Source organism: Chryseobacterium gleum, from assembly GCF_900636535.1.
Lineage (GTDB): Bacteria > Bacteroidota > Bacteroidia > Flavobacteriales > Weeksellaceae > Chryseobacterium > Chryseobacterium gleum.
In genome coordinates this window covers 1,167,241-1,186,579 of sequence record NZ_LR134289.1, presented here as the reverse complement: position 1 = coordinate 1,186,579, position 19,339 = coordinate 1,167,241, and the positions used below count along the sequence as shown (strand labels likewise).

General features: G+C 35.1%; 19 protein-coding genes. 11 read left to right on the top strand and 8 right to left on the bottom strand.

Annotation, left to right across the window (positions count from 1 at the left end; genetic code table 11):
- Window positions 1-192 precede the first annotated feature (192 nt).
- The 4 genes from EL165_RS05515 to EL165_RS05500 all read left to right on the top strand — a co-directional run bounded on the left by EL165_RS05515 (window position 193) and on the right by EL165_RS05500 (window position 2,417).
- A complete protein-coding gene (locus EL165_RS05515) occupies window positions 193-1,080 on the top strand; it encodes a hypothetical protein (protein WP_126358590.1) in 888 nt (295 codons plus the stop codon).
- A gap of 110 nt (window positions 1,081-1,190) precedes the next feature.
- Window positions 1,191-1,670, top strand: coding sequence for a hypothetical protein (locus EL165_RS05510; RefSeq protein ID WP_002978802.1), 480 nt, complete (start codon window positions 1,191-1,193; stop codon window positions 1,668-1,670).
- Between the two features lie 19 nt (window positions 1,671-1,689).
- Window positions 1,690-2,109, top strand: coding sequence for a hypothetical protein (locus tag EL165_RS05505; protein ID WP_002978804.1), 420 nt, complete (start codon window positions 1,690-1,692; stop codon window positions 2,107-2,109).
- Complete coding sequence (locus tag EL165_RS05500) at window positions 2,085-2,417, top strand: hypothetical protein (RefSeq protein WP_002978806.1); 333 nt, start codon at window positions 2,085-2,087, stop codon at window positions 2,415-2,417. The genes EL165_RS05505 and EL165_RS05500 overlap by 25 nt, the downstream gene beginning before the upstream one ends.
- A 432-nt stretch (window positions 2,418-2,849) precedes the next feature.
- Here the strand turns inward: EL165_RS05500 and EL165_RS05495 are convergent, their stop codons facing one another.
- The 6 genes from EL165_RS05495 to EL165_RS05470 form a co-directional block, all read right to left on the bottom strand.
- On the bottom strand, window positions 2,850-3,308 hold the full coding sequence (locus EL165_RS05495) for an organic hydroperoxide resistance protein (protein WP_002978808.1): 459 nt from the start codon (window positions 3,306-3,308) through the stop codon (window positions 2,850-2,852).
- A gap of 45 nt (window positions 3,309-3,353) precedes the next feature.
- The gene (locus EL165_RS05490; RefSeq protein WP_002978810.1) at window positions 3,354-4,652 is read right to left on the bottom strand and encodes an epoxide hydrolase family protein; all 1,299 of its coding nucleotides are present in this window, start codon (window positions 4,650-4,652) and stop codon (window positions 3,354-3,356) included.
- 357 nt (window positions 4,653-5,009) lie between these two features.
- The gene (locus EL165_RS05485; protein ID WP_002978813.1) at window positions 5,010-5,816 is read right to left on the bottom strand and encodes an SDR family NAD(P)-dependent oxidoreductase; all 807 of its coding nucleotides are present in this window, start codon (window positions 5,814-5,816) and stop codon (window positions 5,010-5,012) included.
- Window positions 5,817-5,908: 92 nt separating this feature from the next.
- Entirely contained in the window at window positions 5,909-6,496 is a 588-nt protein-coding gene (locus EL165_RS05480) for a TetR/AcrR family transcriptional regulator (protein ID WP_002978815.1), read from the bottom strand.
- Between the two features lie 294 nt (window positions 6,497-6,790).
- On the bottom strand, window positions 6,791-7,213 hold the full coding sequence (locus tag EL165_RS05475; RefSeq protein WP_002978817.1) for a hypothetical protein: 423 nt from the start codon (window positions 7,211-7,213) through the stop codon (window positions 6,791-6,793).
- A 92-nt stretch (window positions 7,214-7,305) separates the two neighbouring features.
- Window positions 7,306-8,004, bottom strand: a complete 699-nt coding sequence (locus tag EL165_RS05470) for a hypothetical protein (RefSeq protein WP_002978819.1) — start codon at window positions 8,002-8,004, stop codon at window positions 7,306-7,308.
- Window positions 8,005-8,677: 673 nt separating this feature from the next.
- Between EL165_RS05470 and EL165_RS05465 the strand changes: the two genes are divergently transcribed.
- The 3 genes from EL165_RS05465 to EL165_RS05455 all read left to right on the top strand — a co-directional run bounded on the left by EL165_RS05465 (window position 8,678) and on the right by EL165_RS05455 (window position 11,732).
- Window positions 8,678-10,111 carry a tetratricopeptide repeat protein gene (locus EL165_RS05465; RefSeq protein ID WP_002978820.1) on the top strand — a complete coding sequence of 478 codons (1,434 nt, stop codon included), beginning with the start codon at window positions 8,678-8,680 and terminating at the stop codon, window positions 10,109-10,111.
- 139 nt (window positions 10,112-10,250) lie between these two features.
- Complete coding sequence (locus EL165_RS05460; RefSeq protein ID WP_002978822.1) at window positions 10,251-11,273, top strand: hypothetical protein; 1,023 nt, start codon at window positions 10,251-10,253, stop codon at window positions 11,271-11,273.
- A gap of 129 nt (window positions 11,274-11,402) precedes the next feature.
- Window positions 11,403-11,732: a hypothetical protein gene (locus tag EL165_RS05455; RefSeq protein WP_002978824.1), complete on the top strand. Its 330-nt coding sequence runs from the start codon at window positions 11,403-11,405 to the stop codon at window positions 11,730-11,732.
- Between the two features lie 44 nt (window positions 11,733-11,776).
- Here EL165_RS05455 and EL165_RS05450 read toward each other — a convergent pair whose 3' ends face one another.
- Window positions 11,777-13,012 (bottom strand): PKD domain-containing protein, encoded by a 1,236-nt coding sequence (locus tag EL165_RS05450; RefSeq protein WP_002978826.1) that lies wholly within the window; start codon window positions 13,010-13,012, stop codon window positions 11,777-11,779.
- 354 nt (window positions 13,013-13,366) lie between these two features.
- Between EL165_RS05450 and EL165_RS05445 the strand changes: the two genes are divergently transcribed.
- The gene (locus EL165_RS05445) at window positions 13,367-14,803 is read left to right on the top strand and encodes a helix-turn-helix transcriptional regulator (protein WP_002978828.1); all 1,437 of its coding nucleotides are present in this window, start codon (window positions 13,367-13,369) and stop codon (window positions 14,801-14,803) included.
- 233 nt (window positions 14,804-15,036) lie between these two features.
- Here EL165_RS05445 and EL165_RS05440 read toward each other — a convergent pair whose 3' ends face one another.
- On the bottom strand, window positions 15,037-15,396 hold the full coding sequence (locus tag EL165_RS05440; RefSeq protein WP_002978832.1) for a hypothetical protein: 360 nt from the start codon (window positions 15,394-15,396) through the stop codon (window positions 15,037-15,039).
- Between the two features lie 240 nt (window positions 15,397-15,636).
- Here EL165_RS05440 and gndA point away from each other — a divergent pair, with 240 nt between their 5' ends.
- Genes gndA through pgl form a run of 3 tightly spaced genes read left to right on the top strand, consistent with a single transcriptional unit; the run spans window position 15,637 to window position 19,287 of the window.
- On the top strand, window positions 15,637-17,055 hold the full coding sequence (gene gndA / locus EL165_RS05435) for an NADP-dependent phosphogluconate dehydrogenase (protein WP_002978834.1): 1,419 nt from the start codon (window positions 15,637-15,639) through the stop codon (window positions 17,053-17,055).
- 13 nt (window positions 17,056-17,068) lie between these two features.
- The gene (gene zwf / locus EL165_RS05430) at window positions 17,069-18,550 is read left to right on the top strand and encodes a glucose-6-phosphate dehydrogenase (protein WP_002978836.1); all 1,482 of its coding nucleotides are present in this window, start codon (window positions 17,069-17,071) and stop codon (window positions 18,548-18,550) included.
- A gap of 26 nt (window positions 18,551-18,576) precedes the next feature.
- On the top strand, window positions 18,577-19,287 hold the full coding sequence (gene pgl / locus EL165_RS05425) for a 6-phosphogluconolactonase (RefSeq protein WP_002978838.1): 711 nt from the start codon (window positions 18,577-18,579) through the stop codon (window positions 19,285-19,287).
- Window positions 19,288-19,339: the final 52 nt, after the last annotated feature.

Here is a 19,339-nt window from a genome sequence, read left to right as displayed (position 1 = left end):
ACAATCCGTATAGCTTATCAGATCTTTGTCCCATCAATTTATTACCGGATTTAACTACGAGTGTTAAACATGTTCCCAAGCATTTTTAATAGAATTTTAAGGTGATTTTTAATACAGAGGAGATCCATCTCCTCTGTTAAAAATGAAATAAACAACAAACAAATGAATGTCAAAAAAATAAACCCAAAGGTTATGAAAAATAGAAGAATTACATCCTTAGTAACGGTAATGCTTGGACTGTGCATTACTGTGTCCGGACAAACCGGAAATGTAGGAATCAATACAACGTCTCCTACAAAAACATTAGATATTAATGGGGAATTACGTACCCGTACCTTGCCAATAATTCCCTCAGGTACTCCGGTAGTTGCCGATGCAGACGGAAATATAGGAATATTCAAGCCGGCAAATCCTAATGATTTTATTGTATATAATTTAGACAGTAATATCAGACAGAACGATGCCAGAAATGTAGCTTTAACATCTATAAGAAATACTGTACAGAATAACGGTTCACCTCAGATAGACGCTAATGATTGCTGGGTAGTTCCCAACTCTTCCATTATTTTAAGGTTTCCTCAAAGTGCTATACGAAGAGGTACAGTTTCCTGGGGATTGTGGTTTGAAATGAATTATAACGATCTGGGTCCGTTTTCTCAGCGTTCTATTGAAGGAGGAACAGGACAGATTAAACTTCCCGTATTCTTCAACAGCAGGGCTTATGCCAGACTTTATAAAAAAACAGGAACCAATCCTGATGTCTGGACTCCGCAGAATACAGTAACAGTGGTAATGCAAACGTCACAGATTTCACCCTATTTTGGGGCAGCAGCAGCTTACGACAGTTCCGGAAATCCTTATCCTGACAGTGGTGCTACCAATGCTAATTTCAGATATTTTCTTTATGCCAATTACAGTGTAGGTGACGGAACAGGTATTACGGTGGATCCTGATTCAGAATATAAAGTTGAGTTGTTATACGGAATTGAAAATCTCTCTTCCCGAGCTAATATTACGGATCCAATGTTTTTACAGAACTGGGGGGTACAGTCTACAGGATATAGTTTTTATAAGAATTAAATTTTAATATATTTAAGAAAATGTGCGGGATAGGAATATTCCGCCATTTGAATTAAACTAATCTTAGGGAAGGGAAATGTAAAAATAACAGTCTTTTAATTGGTAGCTCAATGAAAATAAGCAATAAGAAAAAGGTGAACAGTTATATGACTTTTCAATTGGTAACAATTGCAGTACTTGTTTGTACAATTGTTGCCTTCAGATGCTTTAATTTTCATTTCCTTTCATTGCTGTTTGTTTTTATTACCCTGTTACTGCTGTTATACGTAAAAATAAAAAACCGTTATATTTTCGAATATGAAAACTCCGGAGAAGTTCTTTCTATAAAAAGCTATCAGTGGCTTGCGAAAGGCAGAAAACCGAGTTTTGAAATGCCCAGAAAGAAAATTCTAAACAGTAAGATAAAGAAAGGGATTTTCAAAAATTACCTCGTAATTATCTTTTCAGGCTCTTCGGGAAAAACCGTAAAAGTAGCTATTGATATTACCTTTTGTAGTGAAAGCCAGGTAAACTTACTTTTCAATGATATTACAAAAAATATAATGCAGGGAAATCAGCAATATACTGCTGAAAAAAATGATGGTGTTTAAACAAGATAAATGAGTATAGATGAAGAATGTAAAAGATATTCATATCGGAGATTTATTGTATAAAAAAGTAAAAGAAGAAGAAATAGAAATCAATAGAATCTGTAAGTTTCTACAGAAAACAGAAAATGAAATTGTAGAAATGTATTCCCGGAAATCAGTAGATTCAGAGATGCTTTTAAAATGGTCAAAGCTGCTGGAATATGATTTTTTTCGTCTTTATTCCAGCCATTTGATTTTATATGCACCACCTTCCAATCCCATTAAAAAGGAAAAACAATCACAACTGCCTCATTTCCGGAAAAGTTTGTATACAAAGGAGATTATAGATTATATACTGGAGCTCCTGGAAACGCATCAGATGACAACTAAGGAGATCATTAATCAATACAGGATTCCAAAATCAACCCTTAATAAATGGATAAGCAAGTACAGACCGTAAATACCGGACCCAATTACAAACAGATTTATCATGATTTTATTACAGCGAAGTGCCCTGATAAAAGACAATTTGTTAAAGGATTTTTATCCAAAGATAAGCTGTCCTTATCGGATGTGCTGAAAATCAATGATATATTGTTTTTTAGCGGATTGTCTGAAAATCAGAAGTTTAAATCATACGATAAGGAGGCCATTTTTGAGATTCTGGAGTATCAGCAAAAGAATAAGTTGAATAACAGCCAGTTGGCCAATCATTTTAAACTGAGCCGGAATACGGTTACCAAATGGAAACGTACATTTTTAAGATAAAAATATAAAAGATAAGAGCATATTTTCTGCTAAGTCAATGTTGTTTACGACTTTTTTTTCTAAGTTTTTAGAGTATATCTGATTACAGATATGCTCTTTTTTGTTTCTGTGATCGTGTTAAGTAGTATTTTATCTACAATATCCGGGATTTCTTTTTACAGAATGGGCTTAGAGTGTTTACAAAATTTTTTTGGCTCTTTTTCTTAAATATTGGACCTTTGAAGTTACATTAATGATTAAAATTAAATACTGATTGCATTTAATTAATATCGATTCTAAAGACTAAGGATGAAATATCTAGAGAGATCATTTTCTTTCTAGGTATTTCATTTGCGTTTTTTGAATATTTTCCTTTTTCATTTCAAAAGCAAAACCTTCCTTACAAAAGCAAGGAAGATTTCAGTCAAAGTGTAATACAAACATTCTGACAACTTATACCACTACATCTATTTTGACATTAATATTGCCTCTGGTCGCTTTTGAATAAGGACATGTTGCGTGGGCTGTTTCCACCACTTTTCTGGCTTTATCTACCGGCAAACCTGGCAAAACGATTTGCAGATGGGCCTGCAGGAAAAATCCGTCATCATTGGTTGCCAGATCTATTGAAGTGTTGACAGACAGATCCGGAGGAAGATTAATCCCAATTTTAACGGCTCCCAAATGCATAGCTCCGATAAAGCATGCCGACCAACCGGCTGCCAACAATTGTTCCGGATTGGTTCCGTTTCCTTTTGAACCTGGAGACGTCAGTTCAACATCCAATTTTCCGTCACTGCTTTTTGCTTGTCCGTTGCGGCCTCCTGTTACGATAACATTACCTGAATACAGTACTTTACTGATGTTTACAACGGTTGTGTTTTCTACTTCCTGAATGGTATTTAATTCCATATTTTTATTATTTAGATTAAACGATATTGCGGATTGATATTTCTATTAAAGTTTTTTTCTTAAATCTTTGAACGCTGCTCTAAGCTCTTCCGTAAAGACCTGTGGCTGTTCCCACGCTGCAAAATGTCCCCCTTTCGGAGCTTTATGGTAATAATATAAAGTCGGGTAAGCACTTTTTGACCAGCTTTCCGGTGCCTGGTAGATCTCATGAGGGAATACCGAAATGGCCACAGGGATTTTAATGTCTCTCGTTTTCTGTGCCTCAGCACTGAAATTGTTTTTATTGTTTTCCCAATAGAAACGGGAAGAAGACGCTCCAGTATTGGTAAGCCAGTAAAGGGTAATATCATCCAGGATCGCATCACGACCTATTACATTTTCAGGATGAAGATCACTTTCGCTCCATTCAGCAATCTTTTCATAAAGGAATGCAGCTAAAGCAACCGGAGAATCAGAAAGTAAATATCCTGTTGTCTGTGGACGTGTTACCATCATTCCTCCATAGGCTGCATTTCTTCCAAAGAACGTACTCATCGCATTATAAGCTTTTGCTTCTGAAGCGGAAAGTCCTGATGGAGCAGGATCTCCGGCATTGATTGGCTTTACAAGATCAGCAGGAATAGTGGCCGGCATAGTAAGATGAATCCCTAAAAGTCCTGAAGGAGCCTGCTTGGCCAATGCATCGGATATTACAGAACCATGGTCACCCCCTTCGGAAACATATTTTTTGTATCCAAGACGCTTCATCAGCACATCCCATGCACGGGCAACGCGATCAGGATTCCAGCCAAGTTCAGTGGGTATTTCTGAAAAACCATATCCCGGAATAGCGGGAATAATCACATCAAATGCATCGCTTGCCTTTCCTCCATATTTTACGGGATCGGTTAGCGGGTCTATTGCATTAATGAACTCCAGCGGAGAACCTGGCCAGCCATGGGTAAGGATTACCGGCATTGCATTAGATTCTTTAGAACGTACGTGGATAAACTGGATATCAAGCCCGTCAATTGTGGTTACAAACTGTGGAAGTGCATTCAGTTTATCTTCCACCTTTCTCCAGTCGTATCCGTTACCCCAATAAGTGATCAGTTCTTTTAACTGTTCAAGCTGAATTCCCTGGGAAGCATCTTTTACTGTTTCTTTATCCGGAAAACGGGCTTCAGCAATGCGCTTTTTAAGATCATCCAATTGGGATTGCGGAATACTGATGTGAAAAGGACGAATACTGGTATCAGATTTTGCTGATAGAGTAGAAGTCTGATTAACTTGTGCTTTAGAAACTGCAGGTGTACTTAAAATGAAAGTGGCTGCGAACAGGATGGTTGAAATTGTTGTTTTCATTGTTTTTCTGTATTAGATTTTAAATCTGTTTTTCTTTTTTGATGAGACAAAATTATGCTCCGGTAAGCAGCTGTTAAACGGGTAATTTGTTCAGGTGGCCATATTTGATTGTGAAGCAGACATTAGGGAAGGTGAAGAGGATCGTTAGTTATAAATGATAAATGATAAATGATAAATGATTAATGATTAATGATGAATGATGAATGATGAATGATGAATGATGAATGATGAATGATGAATGGTGAATGATGAGTGGAAAAAACCGTATAAAAATTAAACTGTTTGCTTCATAAAGGACAAAAAATTAGCTCCGTTTAATCAAAAACGGAGCTAATTTTCGGCTGTATTTTTTAAAGATTATCCGTGAGCTTCAACAGATACATCGTTCCATTCTTCCCAGACTTTTAATCGCTGCTCATAATTATGTTTTACAAATGGCAGTGCCACTTTTCCAAGCAACAGACGCAATGGAGGATTTTCAGTTTCGGCAAGTTTTATAAGTGCCGGAGCTGTTGCTTCTACACTTCCGAAAGATGTTTCTGCTTCTGAGAATGCTTTTTTAACATCATCATAAACAGGATTACTTTGAGTGTTAATTCCTGTATTCCAGATATTGGAAGCATATCCGTTCGGCTCTACCAAAGTCACATTGATGCCGAATCCTTTTACTTCTGTAGCTAATGTTTCACTTAATCCTTCAATAGCAAATTTAGAAGCATTATAAAGTCCCATAGTTGGTAAAGTAGCAAGTCCTAAAATAGAAGAAACCTGAATGATATGCCCGTTTTTCTGATTTCTCATAATGGGAAGCACTGCCTGCGTAAGCCATAAAGTTCCAAAGAAATTTGTTTCAAACTGTGCTCTGGCTTCCTGCTCGCTGGTCTCTTCCACAGCACCTGTTAATGCGTAACCTGCATTGTTGATCAGGATATCAATGCTGCCAAAATGCTGTTGTACCTTCTGAACTACCGCTAATGATTGCTCTCTTTTATCTACGTCTAAGGATAAAGGCAATACGGAATCTCCGTATTGATCTTTCAGATCCTGAAGTGTTTCTACATTTCTGGCTGTTGCGGCTACTTTGTAACCTTTTGTTAAAAAAGCTTCTGCCCATGCTTTTCCGAAACCTTTTGATGCTCCTGTAATTAAAACTGTTTTTGACATTGTTTTGTTTATTTAATTGTTATGATTATGCTTTTCTATAAAGCCTTATATTAATTTAAATGACCGATCGGTCATTTTTTTGATAAAAAAAATTATACTGTATTTTCCTCTATAATTTTTTTCAGATTATTTCCGATAATTTTCATTGTATCATTGTTACCGGACATTCTGGACATTAAATGTCCACCCTCAAGCATTGCAAACACAACTGTGGCAAAGTCTGATGCATTCCAGTCTGCTCTGAATTCTTTGTTGGCAATCCCTTTTTCTATAATGCCGGAAAGCAATTTTTTCCCCCTCTTAATTCCACGGTTTACTTTTTCTTTTACAATAGGATTGGTATCATCCGCTTCAGTTCCAAAGTTTAACAAAGGACAGCCTCCAACAACCGGTGGATGATTGGGATCACTGAAAAAATCAATATAGGCCAATAATTGTTCCCTGGAAGTTTTGAATCTGCTTAAAGTTTTTTGGAGTTGATCACTCAGCATTTGCATATTATGCTCTACAGCTGCACAGGCCAGTACTTCTTTATTTTCAAAATGAACATACATACTGCCCTTGGACAATTTGGTGGCTTCCATAATATCACTCATAGAAGTAGCCGCAATTCCTTTTGTATTAAAAATAGGAGCTGCTTTTTCTATAATGAACTGTCTGGTTTCTTCACCTTTTGCCATGATGATAATAAATAATGATGCAAATATATGACCGATTGGTCATAAAAACAAATTTTCTTTGATTTATTTTTAAAGTTGGATACAAATACCCTGTTCAAATGGCCTGCTAGCATGGAAAATAAAGCTTTTGAATCAGCCATCATATCATGCTGCAGGACCGGAATCCTGCAGTGATACTTACATTTGTGTTATAGAATCGTAAGTTTATAAAAGTGAAAAGGATAACATACTTTCAATAGAGGGATATGGAAAGTATGGAGCAACTTAATTTTGATTATGAGTTCATAAATCTGATCAGTATTTTTTGATCCATTTGTATAAGGTGGTTTTGGGAATTCTGTATTCTTCTATGATCTGCTGTTTTGTTTTTTTATTGGTTTTTAAAAGGGTCAGGATAAAATCAATCATTTCTGCGGTATAGATATTTTTCCTGAACTCCGGAAGCTGTGTTTTTTTCTGTATTGAATTCTGATAATATTCTAAAGATGATGGAGGAGAATATAGGATAAGGTGTTGGGAATAAATCCTGAAAAAATCATAAGCAAGAAGCTTGCTCCATTTAAGAAGAAGCTCTGCATCGAGAGATTTACTTTTGTACATTTCCGTAAGTTCATGATGGCTGCATTGCAGAAAGTTCAACAGTCTGTCAGAAGAGAAGCCGGTTTCCTGTACCCTTTTTTGTATCAGTTCACCGATGTGTATGTCTTTAAAAAGCATAATAAAAGAATGGGGATAAAAACCACTTTTGTGAGGGCTTTAAAAGTGGTTTTTATTGATTGAAAATAAATTATTCTAAACCAAATCGGAAATTAGGTACCGTAATATACAATGCTCAATGAAGCTGTAGTTAATCTGTGAGGCCTTGTATAGTTGGCTCTGCAACTTATTATATCACCAATATTAAAATATGCCGTTACTCCAATTGTATTTGCTTCAAAAGAAACATTATCCGTTAAACCATTTTGATTTACTGAGAGTTCAGTTGTAGTAGCTCCAACAGTTTTCTTTATAAAGGTTTGTACTGTTCCTCCGGTTGTAGGAGAGTTCATACTTACATCTTTTTTTGTATAAAGTGATATACCATAGTATCCTGCTTTTAATACTGTAAAATTACCTGAACTATATGATAGATTAGCAGAATTAATTTTGTTCACAGTAAAATTATATTTAGCTTCTGTATTGGCAGGCAGATCACTGGTTGACGCAATCCCTGTGGCAATACCTACAATAGAAGGAATACTTGCTGTTGTACCGTTCACCAGGTTGCCATTGACGTCAGTACCCAATAGACTGAAGTTTTTATAATTTTCCAGACGCACAGATCCGTCATCAGATACACTAAGCAGCTCCTTATTGGTACTGTCATTAATCTCTAAAGCTTTCGTAGCATTGGTATTTCCCTTACTTACTATATCAACTGTAGCACTTGGATTTGTAGTATTCATACCAACCTGTGAGTAAATATTCAACGAGGTTAGCAGGACAAGGGGTAATAATAATTTTTTCATAGATGTAAAGATTTTTATTTTGTTTTTTCATATATAGTCCGTTGATTGACAGATTTTAAATCCTGTATATCAACCGGATACATTTGTTGTTACAATATTACTTTCAGAACTTTATGCTGTGCAAAATTTTTGCTATGACATAACTATGACATGAGCATAAATTTCTGATAATCATTGTTTTATTTTTTAATCGAAAAAATCATAAGCTGTTTAAAATATTCACATTTATGATATAGATGAGAGGAAATTCATTGTAATCTTTTTAAAGAGAAAACAGAGTCAGTTTTAAAGTAATTGTGGTATTGAATACTGTATGCCGGGCTTAAGTCTGCAACAAAAAAAAATATCCTTTTATTATGAGAAACAGCAATTTGTATGCTCTGATTGTAATATAAATTATAATGAACTCATTTCTTTAAAAAAGATCAATAATTATCCAGGTCATACCTTTGTCATATCTATGTCATATCTATTTTGACTTTTTATTTCTTTTAAATATTTTATCATTGCCCTTAAAACAGGTAGTAAAATGTTTCCGAATTGTTAATTGAGTGTTGGATTTTCTTATTATTAATGATTTTCTAATAATTAAATTATTGATTTTGGCTTCAATATGATTTTTTTTTACTGTTATCTTTGTTTTATAAATAAATTATTTGCACATACATATTACATGATGAAATTTATCTTTTTGTTTTTTCCATTATTGCTGTTTACACAGTCTAAAATTACCATATCGACCATCGAAAAGAAACTTGAGAAATCTAATGATCTTCTTATTGAAGGACATACAGAGGAAATGATCAAATTGAATCTTTCGATCCTTGATGATGCTAAACAGATTAATCATGCAGAAGGTAAATTGTCTGCATATTATAATTTAGCGCTAGCTTTTTCTATGGAGTACAAGTATAATAAAAGCAATTACTTCTTAAAGATGATGGAGCCTGAATTTAAAAATTCGGATGCTGAAGATCAGGAAATTTCCATGAATATTTTATACAGTATTAATTACAGAGGAATTAAAATGTATGATGAAGCCCTGAAAAAACTGAACAAGAACCTGTTGATGGCAAATGATTTAAAAAATGATTCTACCAGACATGCCATAAAAGGAATGATCCTTGTTCAGATGGGAAAGAATTACCTTGAAAAAAAGCAGTATGACTCTGCCACTTATTATGGGAAAAGGATTATTGATGAATTGAGAAAATACAAAAACACAGATGCCGGAATGAATACCAGCTTAAAAGCGGGCATGTTACTTTTAGCTGAAGCAAAGCTTAATGAAAATAAAATTGATTCTGCGGAATATTATATTAAATGGGCCCAATCTGTCCCTGTCAAGTGGGGTAATAATGATTTTGCAACATTTAAACTTTTGGGGCAAATTCATGATATGAGAAAGCAATATGATTCAGCAATTGCAGATTATAAAACCGCAATAAAGCTTGCCGAAAAAGTAAAGAATTTTAGAAAACTATCAGAGTTATATAACTTAATTGCTCAGTCATACGAAAAAAATGGGCAAATTGATAATGCAGGTAAATATGAGCTAAAATATAATAACCTTAGTGATAGCTTAAAAAGAGTAGACGAGGAGAATCTGAAAGATACCGTAGGCCTTCTTGTAGAAGAAAAACAGAAACCACTGAAATATAAAACTAATTTTTTACTTTACGTTATTCTTATAGGAGTTGTGGGTACAATTGTTATCATCTTCTTTGTTTATATCAGAATAAAAAATAAAAATAAGGTGTTAAATATAAAAGAAAAGGAGACTCAGGAACTTAATCAAAAGCTAAATTTTGCATTTGAAGAAGTTATCCAGCTGGCCAAAAATAATGACCCGGAATTTCTTACCCGCTTTCAGGAAGTATATCCGGATTTCTTTCCAAAACTGCTGAAAATAGAGCCTCAGTTACAGAGTACAGAATTAAAATTTTGTGCATTATTATTTCTTAATTTTTCTACCAAAGATATTGCAGCGTATACTTTTGTTCAGCCTCAGTCCATACAGACCAGAAAAAACCGGTTACGCAAAAAATTAAGCATCCCTTCAGAGGAGGATATTTATCTGTGGATAAAAAATATCCATACTCAATAACAGGAAAGAAATAGTAGTACCTGAAGTCAGGTAAATGAATATGTTTGTTTTTTTTTCAGGTGTCATATCTATGTCATATTCCTTTTTTTGGTTCAATGCTAGAAAAAATGACAGTTTTGTGACTTCAAAAAAACCAAATATGAATCGAAAAAAATTATTGCTGGGCATAAGCTTCGCGTTTACTGTTTTTTCAGCTAAGTCCCAGGTTGGAATCAATACCACACAACCAAAAGCCAGTCTCCACATTGAAAAAAACACAAATACATCATTTCCTGATGGCCTCATTATTCCTAAATATACGGTATCTGAGCTGGCGGCAAAAGATTCTAATTATAATGCGGAGCAAAACGGAGCTTTCATTTTCATAACTGCAGGGGTAGGAGTGAGTGGTAAAACAAGTGATATTACAGGAGCTGGATTATATTATTATGACAGTAATACTGCAAAATGGGTAAGCTTAACTTCATCAAATGGGATTACCAAAACAGGGAACAACTTTCAGTTAGGGGGAACGCTTGTAAAGCCTACTACATTGGTAACGAGCTCTGCCAATACTTTGGCTGTTAACGGATTGCCTGTATCGCCAAGTATTGATGACAACCTTGTGGTGTCAGATCCTGTAACCGGAGTTTTGAAAACACAGACCATAAGCAAGCTGGGTATTCCCAGGCCTGCTATTTTCCAGTTGGATAGTAATAAAACTGATTTTCTTAAGAATGTTGCAAGAGGAAACAGTTCAAATGTTCCGATGAGTATTTTAGTGAACAATACCGGAATTAATGGATTAACGTTTAATAGCAGTAACAATACCATTACATTTAAACCTGGTTTATACCAAATCACTTTTGTATATGAAGCCACGCATTATACTGTAGCTGGCCAGCCGGATTGTAAAGTTTCTTCTTATTTTGTAGATTTTCCGGTGGGAAGTTCTTCATCTCAGAGAATACATTCTACTGCAGTTCATGGAGCAGCACCAAGCACTAACAATGCAACAAACCATGGTGGTACTGTCACTTATACTACAAGGATTACAGCTAATTATGATTGGGTAATCCAGTTGGGAAGAGGACAATCCGGGGATGGGGGATGCGAAAAAACTGAAGGAATGACCCTTGTTGGCAAATCAACTCAGCTTGCAATTTTACGTGTAGGAGATTAAATAAAGATTCATTTGCCGTTCACTTCGGATTAGAATTATTTGTTGTAAAGAATTTAATTATATTGGCCGGAGATCAGCCACAATCCGGCCCCTTTTCGAAGGATAATTGATTAAACCATATAAAAATCTATGAAAAAAACAGAACCACCTGATTATAAAAGAATCTACGAAGATATCTTACGCCTGGAGCATCCTGCTAAAAAAGAACAATGCAAGTCTATCCTTTGTAAAAAAGCATTTTCGGTGAATGATGTTATTGCAATTAACAATATCATTTTCCCGAATGCGGACAAGAAAACCGAGAATATAAATCAAAGGCATCGTTCCTATGATAAAGCAGCAATTCTGGAAATCCTGGATTATCAGAAAAAAAATCAGCTTACTACAGCTCAACTGTCCAGATATTTTAAATTGAGCAGAAATTCTATTGTCAAATGGAAAAAATGGTTCAGTATCTAATTCATTGATTCCGTTTTTGTTTGAAAAATAATTTTAAGTTTTGGTTATTTAACGATAATCTTAATGCTTTCCCTACGGTCATTTTCATACACAATACTGATCATGTAAACCCCTTTGCCATACGCTGATAAATCTAATTTTATATCATGGGAATGCAGGTTTTTCCATTCGGAAAGCTTTCTTTGAGCCATATCATAAAGATTGATATTCTTTATCATTTCTTTACTCTTAAGATAACAGAAATCCGTAACAGGATTAGGGTAAAATGTAAGCTCAGACTGTACTTCAATATCCATAGTTCCAAGAGAACCGACATTAATGATTTTACTGATGGTTTCCGAACATGAATTTTTATTAACAGTAAGATTAACCGTATAGCTTCCGGGAGAGGTATACTGATGAATCGGATTCAATGATGAGTCATTGGTGCCATCTCCGAAATTCCACAGTACTGAATTGTAATTCGCTGATTGATTGGTTAAGCTCACAGTCATTCCATTGATTCCTGCTATAAAATCCGAATGAAGATGAAATACATTACTGTTCCATTGCGCCGGATTATTAAAAAAGACCAGATCAGCAATATTCTGAAAATTTTCAGCAGTATTTTGAGGTAGTCCGTTATAAAAATTGGATGGAAAGACATGGTCCTGGAAAATAGCGGAATATATAGAAGCAGCCACAAGATAGCTTCCTTTGGGCCCCGGATGAATATCATTATAAGATCCGTGAAGTGCCAGATCCTGGGAAGAGTTGTAGTAATGTCTTGCAGATTCACCGGCAGGTATTATCTCTACCTGCATCAGATTAGACATCTTTGTGATGGAATCCTTTATTTTCTGCTGGACATTGAAATAAACATTGTATTCATTCGCAGATGGTACTCCGTAAGGAATTTCATACAGAAATATTTTGGAACAGGGGCTGTACTTCCGGATAGAGTCTCTTATTTTGCGTCCGCGTTCAGCTGTTACAGAAACAGGGTAAGAATGACCGGCAGATTCAGCCGTTCCGGGCTGCATGATAACATATTTGTAGTTTTTAGATCTTATTTTCTGATACAGCAAAGGATCATCCACGTGATTGACAAAACCTGTTCCTCCCGGTGTATGCGTCGTTATCGAAACATTTTTTCCTTTTGAAATTGCTATATTTTTGAAAATTTCAGGCATATCATTAAAATAGGTAACACTGTTTCCAATAAACAGAACCTCATCGGCTTGGCAGAATAATAAGACTGAAAAACCTGTACATATCAGAAGGAGTAGTTTTTTTATCATATATCAATTTGTTGAATTGTAATTTTAAAAAGGTACCTGTAGACAACCACTTATACTACAGGTACTAAACACAAACGATGATTAAAAAATGTTTTATAAATTTTAAAGTTATGTATTATTCTTTGCCTTTTTTAAATACAATCATTTTTATAGTATACTGCTAAAAATATTTAAATTGCTGTTGTATACACATATTGTATTTTATAATATCCGGGCATTCAAAAGTAATTGCTAATTTTGTATTACAAGTAATGTTGTATTGTGATTTTCGCATATTGTGTATGTAATACGTATGTATTTTAGGTTATTTGGTAGTGGAGTAGTATTAATATTGCATTTTATTTTAATAGCATTATGATGAAAAAAATAATGATTGTATTCTTTTTTATTTCTTCCTTCTTCTATGCACAGCACACGGAACAAGAAATAAAGAATATTATTTTTGATATAGACTTTTCGACTGCCGGCCCAAAAGAGATAAAACAGATTGACAGTCTTATTGCAGTTTGTAAAAAAAATTCATACAATGATTGTGTTGCATTAGGATATCTTAAGATTGCGAATATCTATGATAAAATGAATGACACCAGGAAGTCTTTTTATTATATCAATAAAGTAGAAAAAGAAAACCTCATCAATTCTGATACCGACTTTGAAGTTATCTTTTATATTCATTTGCAAAAATCTTTTTTATACCGAAAATTGGGTGAGAGAGTTGCTTCTTTTAAGGAACTGGATGAAATCTATGATGAAGCAATGAAGACAGGGAATGCTTATTTTATTTATCTGATCAACAGGCAATATGCTGATAAATATATTGACACCAATAAGCAGCTCGCATTACAGTATAGTAAAATTGCGTATAAATTTTCAAAAATATACAGAGAAAATAAAGGTAACCGTTATCGGATTGATAAAAACAGATTGAGTAACAGTTATAAAACTTCAGCTTATCTGGGAGGAATATATATTGATCTTAATAAATTGGATTCTGCACGTGTATATATTGAGGAAGCCATTCAGGATGAAAAAAAAGTAAATGATACCAGTCTGAAATATATAACTTCATTATATGCCGGAAGATATTTTAGAACAGTTAAAAATGTTGAACAGGCGCAGCACTATTTATGGATTGCCAAAAATATTGCCAAAAATTACTTTAAAAGTGAGAACTATCAAATTGCAGTGGGAGATGAGCTTAATGCTTTATATAAAAGTATTGGTCAGAAAGACAGTGTTGGTTACTATTCCAACTGGCTGGTAAGTATAGAAGAAGTAAACCGTGAGCAAAATCAAACACTGAATGATACTGTAGACAAACAGAATGAATTGGAAAATATGAACAGGAAAAAAGAAAACAAAAAACTTTTTTTCATTTTATCATTAAGTATTGCAGTATGTATTCTCTTTATTTTCCTTTTTCTATATTATTATAGAAAACATAAAAGTAAAAACCTGGATAAAATAGATATCCCTCATCAGTTGCCGGTGCAGGAGAGCATTTTTAAAGAAGTGACACAGCTTGCCAAAGAAAATAATCCCGAGTTTTTGACGCGTTTTAATGAGTACTGCCCTCGTTTTTCAGAAGAGCTGCTGAAAGTTTCTCCTTTAAAAATATCAGAAATAAGGTTCTGTGCTTACATCTACCTGAATTTTTCTACCAAAGAAATTGCTGAATATACTTTTACATCAGTGAGGACGGTACAAACAAAAAAATACAATCTAAGGAAAAAGCTAAATGTCCCCAGCGATATGGATATTTACGTCTGGTTTTCAAAACTGTTGAAATAAAGTAAAACAACGTTCCGAAATAAAATATACTCATTACTTATGAAATATAGAAGTATTGTTGTGCATTGCAGAGAAGCAGATAATTGAAAGAATCAGAAAAAATATAATCAAAACAATAAAGAATAGTTTGATTTATAATCTGCAGGTTAATATAAAAAACGGTTTTTTCATACACCTTATCCTGAGAATTCTCCTTCTGCGAAAAATACAAAAGGAGAATTACTTGGAACAGCTTAATTAAGCTGATAATTTGCGATCACTAAACTCAGGATGAAATGAACATAATTCTGTTCTACCTCTTTTCTGTTAATCAGTTTGTTTTTGTATTCATAAGAATTCAGATCTCGGGATAATTTCTGATAGGTTTCAAAATCATCACCTTTTACCTTTACTCTTATATTACCATCTTTTCTGTTAATCAATACATCATCCAAAGTTCTTACTTTAAACAAAACTTCACATAATGTAGGACGAGCCTTCATGGAACCGATATATCTTTCAACTATATTAATCTTGAACGAATCAAATATGATGTTATTAAAAACGATTTTAGAATTAGGCTCCTGAGTGTTGAGTTCAAGTTTATAGTTCATTACTTTATAAATTTTGGCAAATATAAGTTTAATTATGCCAAAAAACAGACTGTTTTAATAGATCATTCCCATATTAATGATTGAATTTTATTCTGTAAACTCAAAATCATATGAAAATGTGAATATTAGAGGGCATAAATGAAAGTATTGAAAACTTTTTCTTTTCTTTTATTTTTTTCCTTATAGTCATTTGCGTAATTTTATTCTCTGTATAACAAAATTCATATTAATACCAATATAATGGAAAGATATAGTTATGGAATGGTTGGCCTTGGAGTAATGGGGCGGAATCTGCTTTATAATATCGCTGACAACGGGTTCTCAATCGCGGGATTTGACCTTGATCAGGAGAAAGTTAAAGAACTGGAAGAAGGAGCTGCTTCAGGAATGAAAGTAAGAGGTACAGACACTTTGGAAGATTTCGTATCAGCGCTGGAAGTCCCGAGAAAAATCATTCTTATGGTTCCTGCAGGCAAACCTGTAGATGCAGTGCTGGGAAATATTACCCCGCTTTTAACTGAAGGTGACATTGTCATTGATGCAGGAAATTCTTATTTTGAAGACACCAACAGACGGGTTGCTGATCTGGCATCCAAAAAGCTGCATTTTATGGGAATGGGAGTTTCAGGGGGTGAAAAAGGAGCCAGAACAGGTCCAAGCATAATGCCCGGAGGTGATCCTGAAGCATTTAAACTTCTGAAGCCAATGCTGGAAGCCATCGCAGCAAAAGTTGATAACGAAGCATGTACAGCCTACATGGGAAAAGGATCAGCCGGAAACTACGTAAAAATGGTCCACAATGGTATTGAATATGCAATCATGCAGCTTATCAGTGAAGCGTATGATCTTCTTAAAAGGGGAGCAGGCTTAAATAATGATCAGCTGTATCAGGTTTTCAAAGAATGGAATAGCGGAGAAATGAACTCATTCCTTATTGAAATTACCAGAGATATTTTCACCCAGAAAGATACATTCACAGATAATTACCTTGTAGATCAGATTTTAGATAAGGCTGGCGCAAAAGGAACAGGAAAATGGACTTCTGAACAGGCTATGGAAATTGGGGTTTCTATTCCCACCATTGATATAGCGGTAACATCAAGAATTTTATCAGCATATAAAGAAGAAAGAGTTCAGGCTTCTGAAATATACTCTGAAAAAGAAATTACAAAACCTGAGGATACAGAACAGTTTATTAAAGAAGTGGGAGATGCTCTTTTCCTTTCTACGTTAATCAGCTATGCACAAGGTTTATCTTTACTGGTAAAAGCATCTGAAGAATATGGTTTTGAAATTCCGTTAAAAGATGTTGTAAAAATCTGGAGAGGAGGATGTATCATCCGTTCTGTGCTGCTGGAAAAATTCTATTCTGCATATACTCAGGATCCTAATCTTTCCAACATTCTGCTTGATAAAGAAATTTCAGAACTTGTAAAATCAAAAATCAAAGCTTTAAGAAAAACTGCCGGATATGCTGTAGCGAACGGAATTTCCAGCCTGGGAATCCAGACAGCCTTAGGATATTTTGATGCCTATACCACAAAATCTCTTCCCGTGAATCTGATCCAGGCTCAGCGTGATTATTTCGGAGCTCATACTTATCAACGTATTGACAGGGAAGGAGTTTTCCATACCTCATGGCAAAGTTCAAACAATTAAAATTCGGAAAAAAATGAATCAACACAAAGTCTTGCAGCCAACAAATATTGTTATTTTTGGTGCGACAGGCGATCTGGCAAAAAGAAAACTTTTTCCGGCATTTTATAATCTGTATATCGATGGGAGAATGCCCAAAGGCTTTAATATTATAGCACTGGGAAGAGCAGAAAATACCAATGAACTTTTTAGAAATTACATCAAGGAAAATCTTGAGAGTTTCTCCAGAAAAAAAGTGACTTCTGAAGACTGGGCAGGTTTTCAGGCTCACATTACTTACTTTCAGCATCAGCTGGATGAAGAAAGTTCTTATCAGAATCTGCAGCAAAAGCTTCAGGATTTTGATTCCGTTTACGGAATGAGAGCCAATAGGTTATTTTATCTCTCGATCGGACCTAATTTTATCTCTACGATTTCCAACCATATTAAGACCACATCGTTAGCTTCCGATCCGAAAAAAGACCGCATTATTATTGAGAAGCCATTTGGCCACAATAAACAGTCAGCGATTGAACTGAACAGTCTTCTGGCAAAAACTTTTGAAGAAGAGCAGATCTATCGTATCGATCATTATCTGGGAAAAGAAACGGTGCAGAATATATTGGCGTTCAGATTTGGAAATTCAATTTTTGAGCCTTTATGGGATCATAAATATATAGAATCAGTACAGATTACGGTAGCCGAAGAAGTAGGAGTGGAAACCAGAGGAGCTTTCTACGAACAGACAGGAGCATTAAGAGACATGATTCAGAACCACCTTTTGCAGATTCTTTGTATGATCGCCATGGAACCGCCGGCTTCATTGCAGTCAGGTGAGATCAGGGACCGTAAGGTAGATGTGCTGAAATCAATCCGTAGAATATCACCCGACCAGGTTGATCACTATGCTGTAAGAGGGCAGTATGGAAAAGCAACAATAAACGGTGTTGAAGTAAAAGGATACCGCCAGGAGGATGGTATTGCAGGAGATTCAAACACAGAAACCTTTGCCGCAATAAAATTCTATCTGGATAATGAAAGATGGCAGAATGTACCTTTTTATGTTCGTACCGGGAAAAAAATGAAAGAAAAACATTCCTACATTACGATTCAGTTTAAGCCGCTTCCTCATTCCACATTCTCAGACAGTCCGCACCATTTATCAGCGAACAGGCTGATCATTAATATTCAGCCTATGATGGATATCAGGTTACAATTTATGACGAAAAAACCGGGGCTGACATTGGATTTGAAACCGGCAGAAATGATTTTTGATAATTTTGCATGCCAGGAAGATACTCCGGAAGCCTACGAAACGCTTTTACAGGATGCACTTTTAGGAGATCTTACCTTATTTATGCGTTCTGATCAGGTAGAAGAAGCATGGGACGTTGTTACCACTATACAGGAAGCCTGGGAGAATAATAAAGACTTATCATTCCCGAACTATAAAGCCGGAAGCTGGGGGCCTGAAGATGTTAATGCTTTGGTTGAAAGACAGGGGCACAGCTGGGTATAAACAATATAAATTTAAACAGACAAAAAATGAATATTACAGTATTTGACGATCTCGAAAAACTGTACACAAAGGCAGCAGATGCATTTGTTGACCTTTCAAAAAAATCTATTCAGAAAAAGGGAAGCTTTGTGGTGGCGTTGAGCGGAGGATCTTCTCCAAAAGCCATTTTCAAACTACTGGCAACACCGGAATATAAAGATCAGATTGAGTGGAATAAAATCTACTTTTTTTGGGTTGATGAACGTTGGGTTCCTTTACATGATGATAAGAGCAATTTCCGCATGACAGATGAAACCCTTCTCAGTCAGGTTCCTGTAGATAAAAATCATGTATTTCCTATGTATGCTGAAGGAATCAGTCCTGAAGACTATGCGGAAACCTACGAACAGCAGATCAGGAATGTTCTTGGTAATGAGGGAACTTTTGATTTTATCCTTTTAGGAATGGGAGATGATGGGCATACAGCTTCTCTTTTTCCCGGAGAAGCCGTTTTGGAAGAAAAAGAAAAGTGGGTCTCGGCCTATTATCTTAAGCCGCAGGAAATGTTCAGGATTACTTTGACAGCACCTGTCATCAACAAAGCAGAAAATATTCTGGTAATAGCATTTGGTGAATCCAAAAAGCATGCATTGAATGAAGTGCTGAACGGTGAATACAATCCGTCTCTATATCCGTTACAGCTTATTGAGAAGAAAGAGGGATTTCAGTTTTTCACAGACGAAAAAGCAAAAGGTTAGAATAGCTTAAACTTTATAAAAATGAGACTGTCCGAGGACAGTCTCTCTTCAT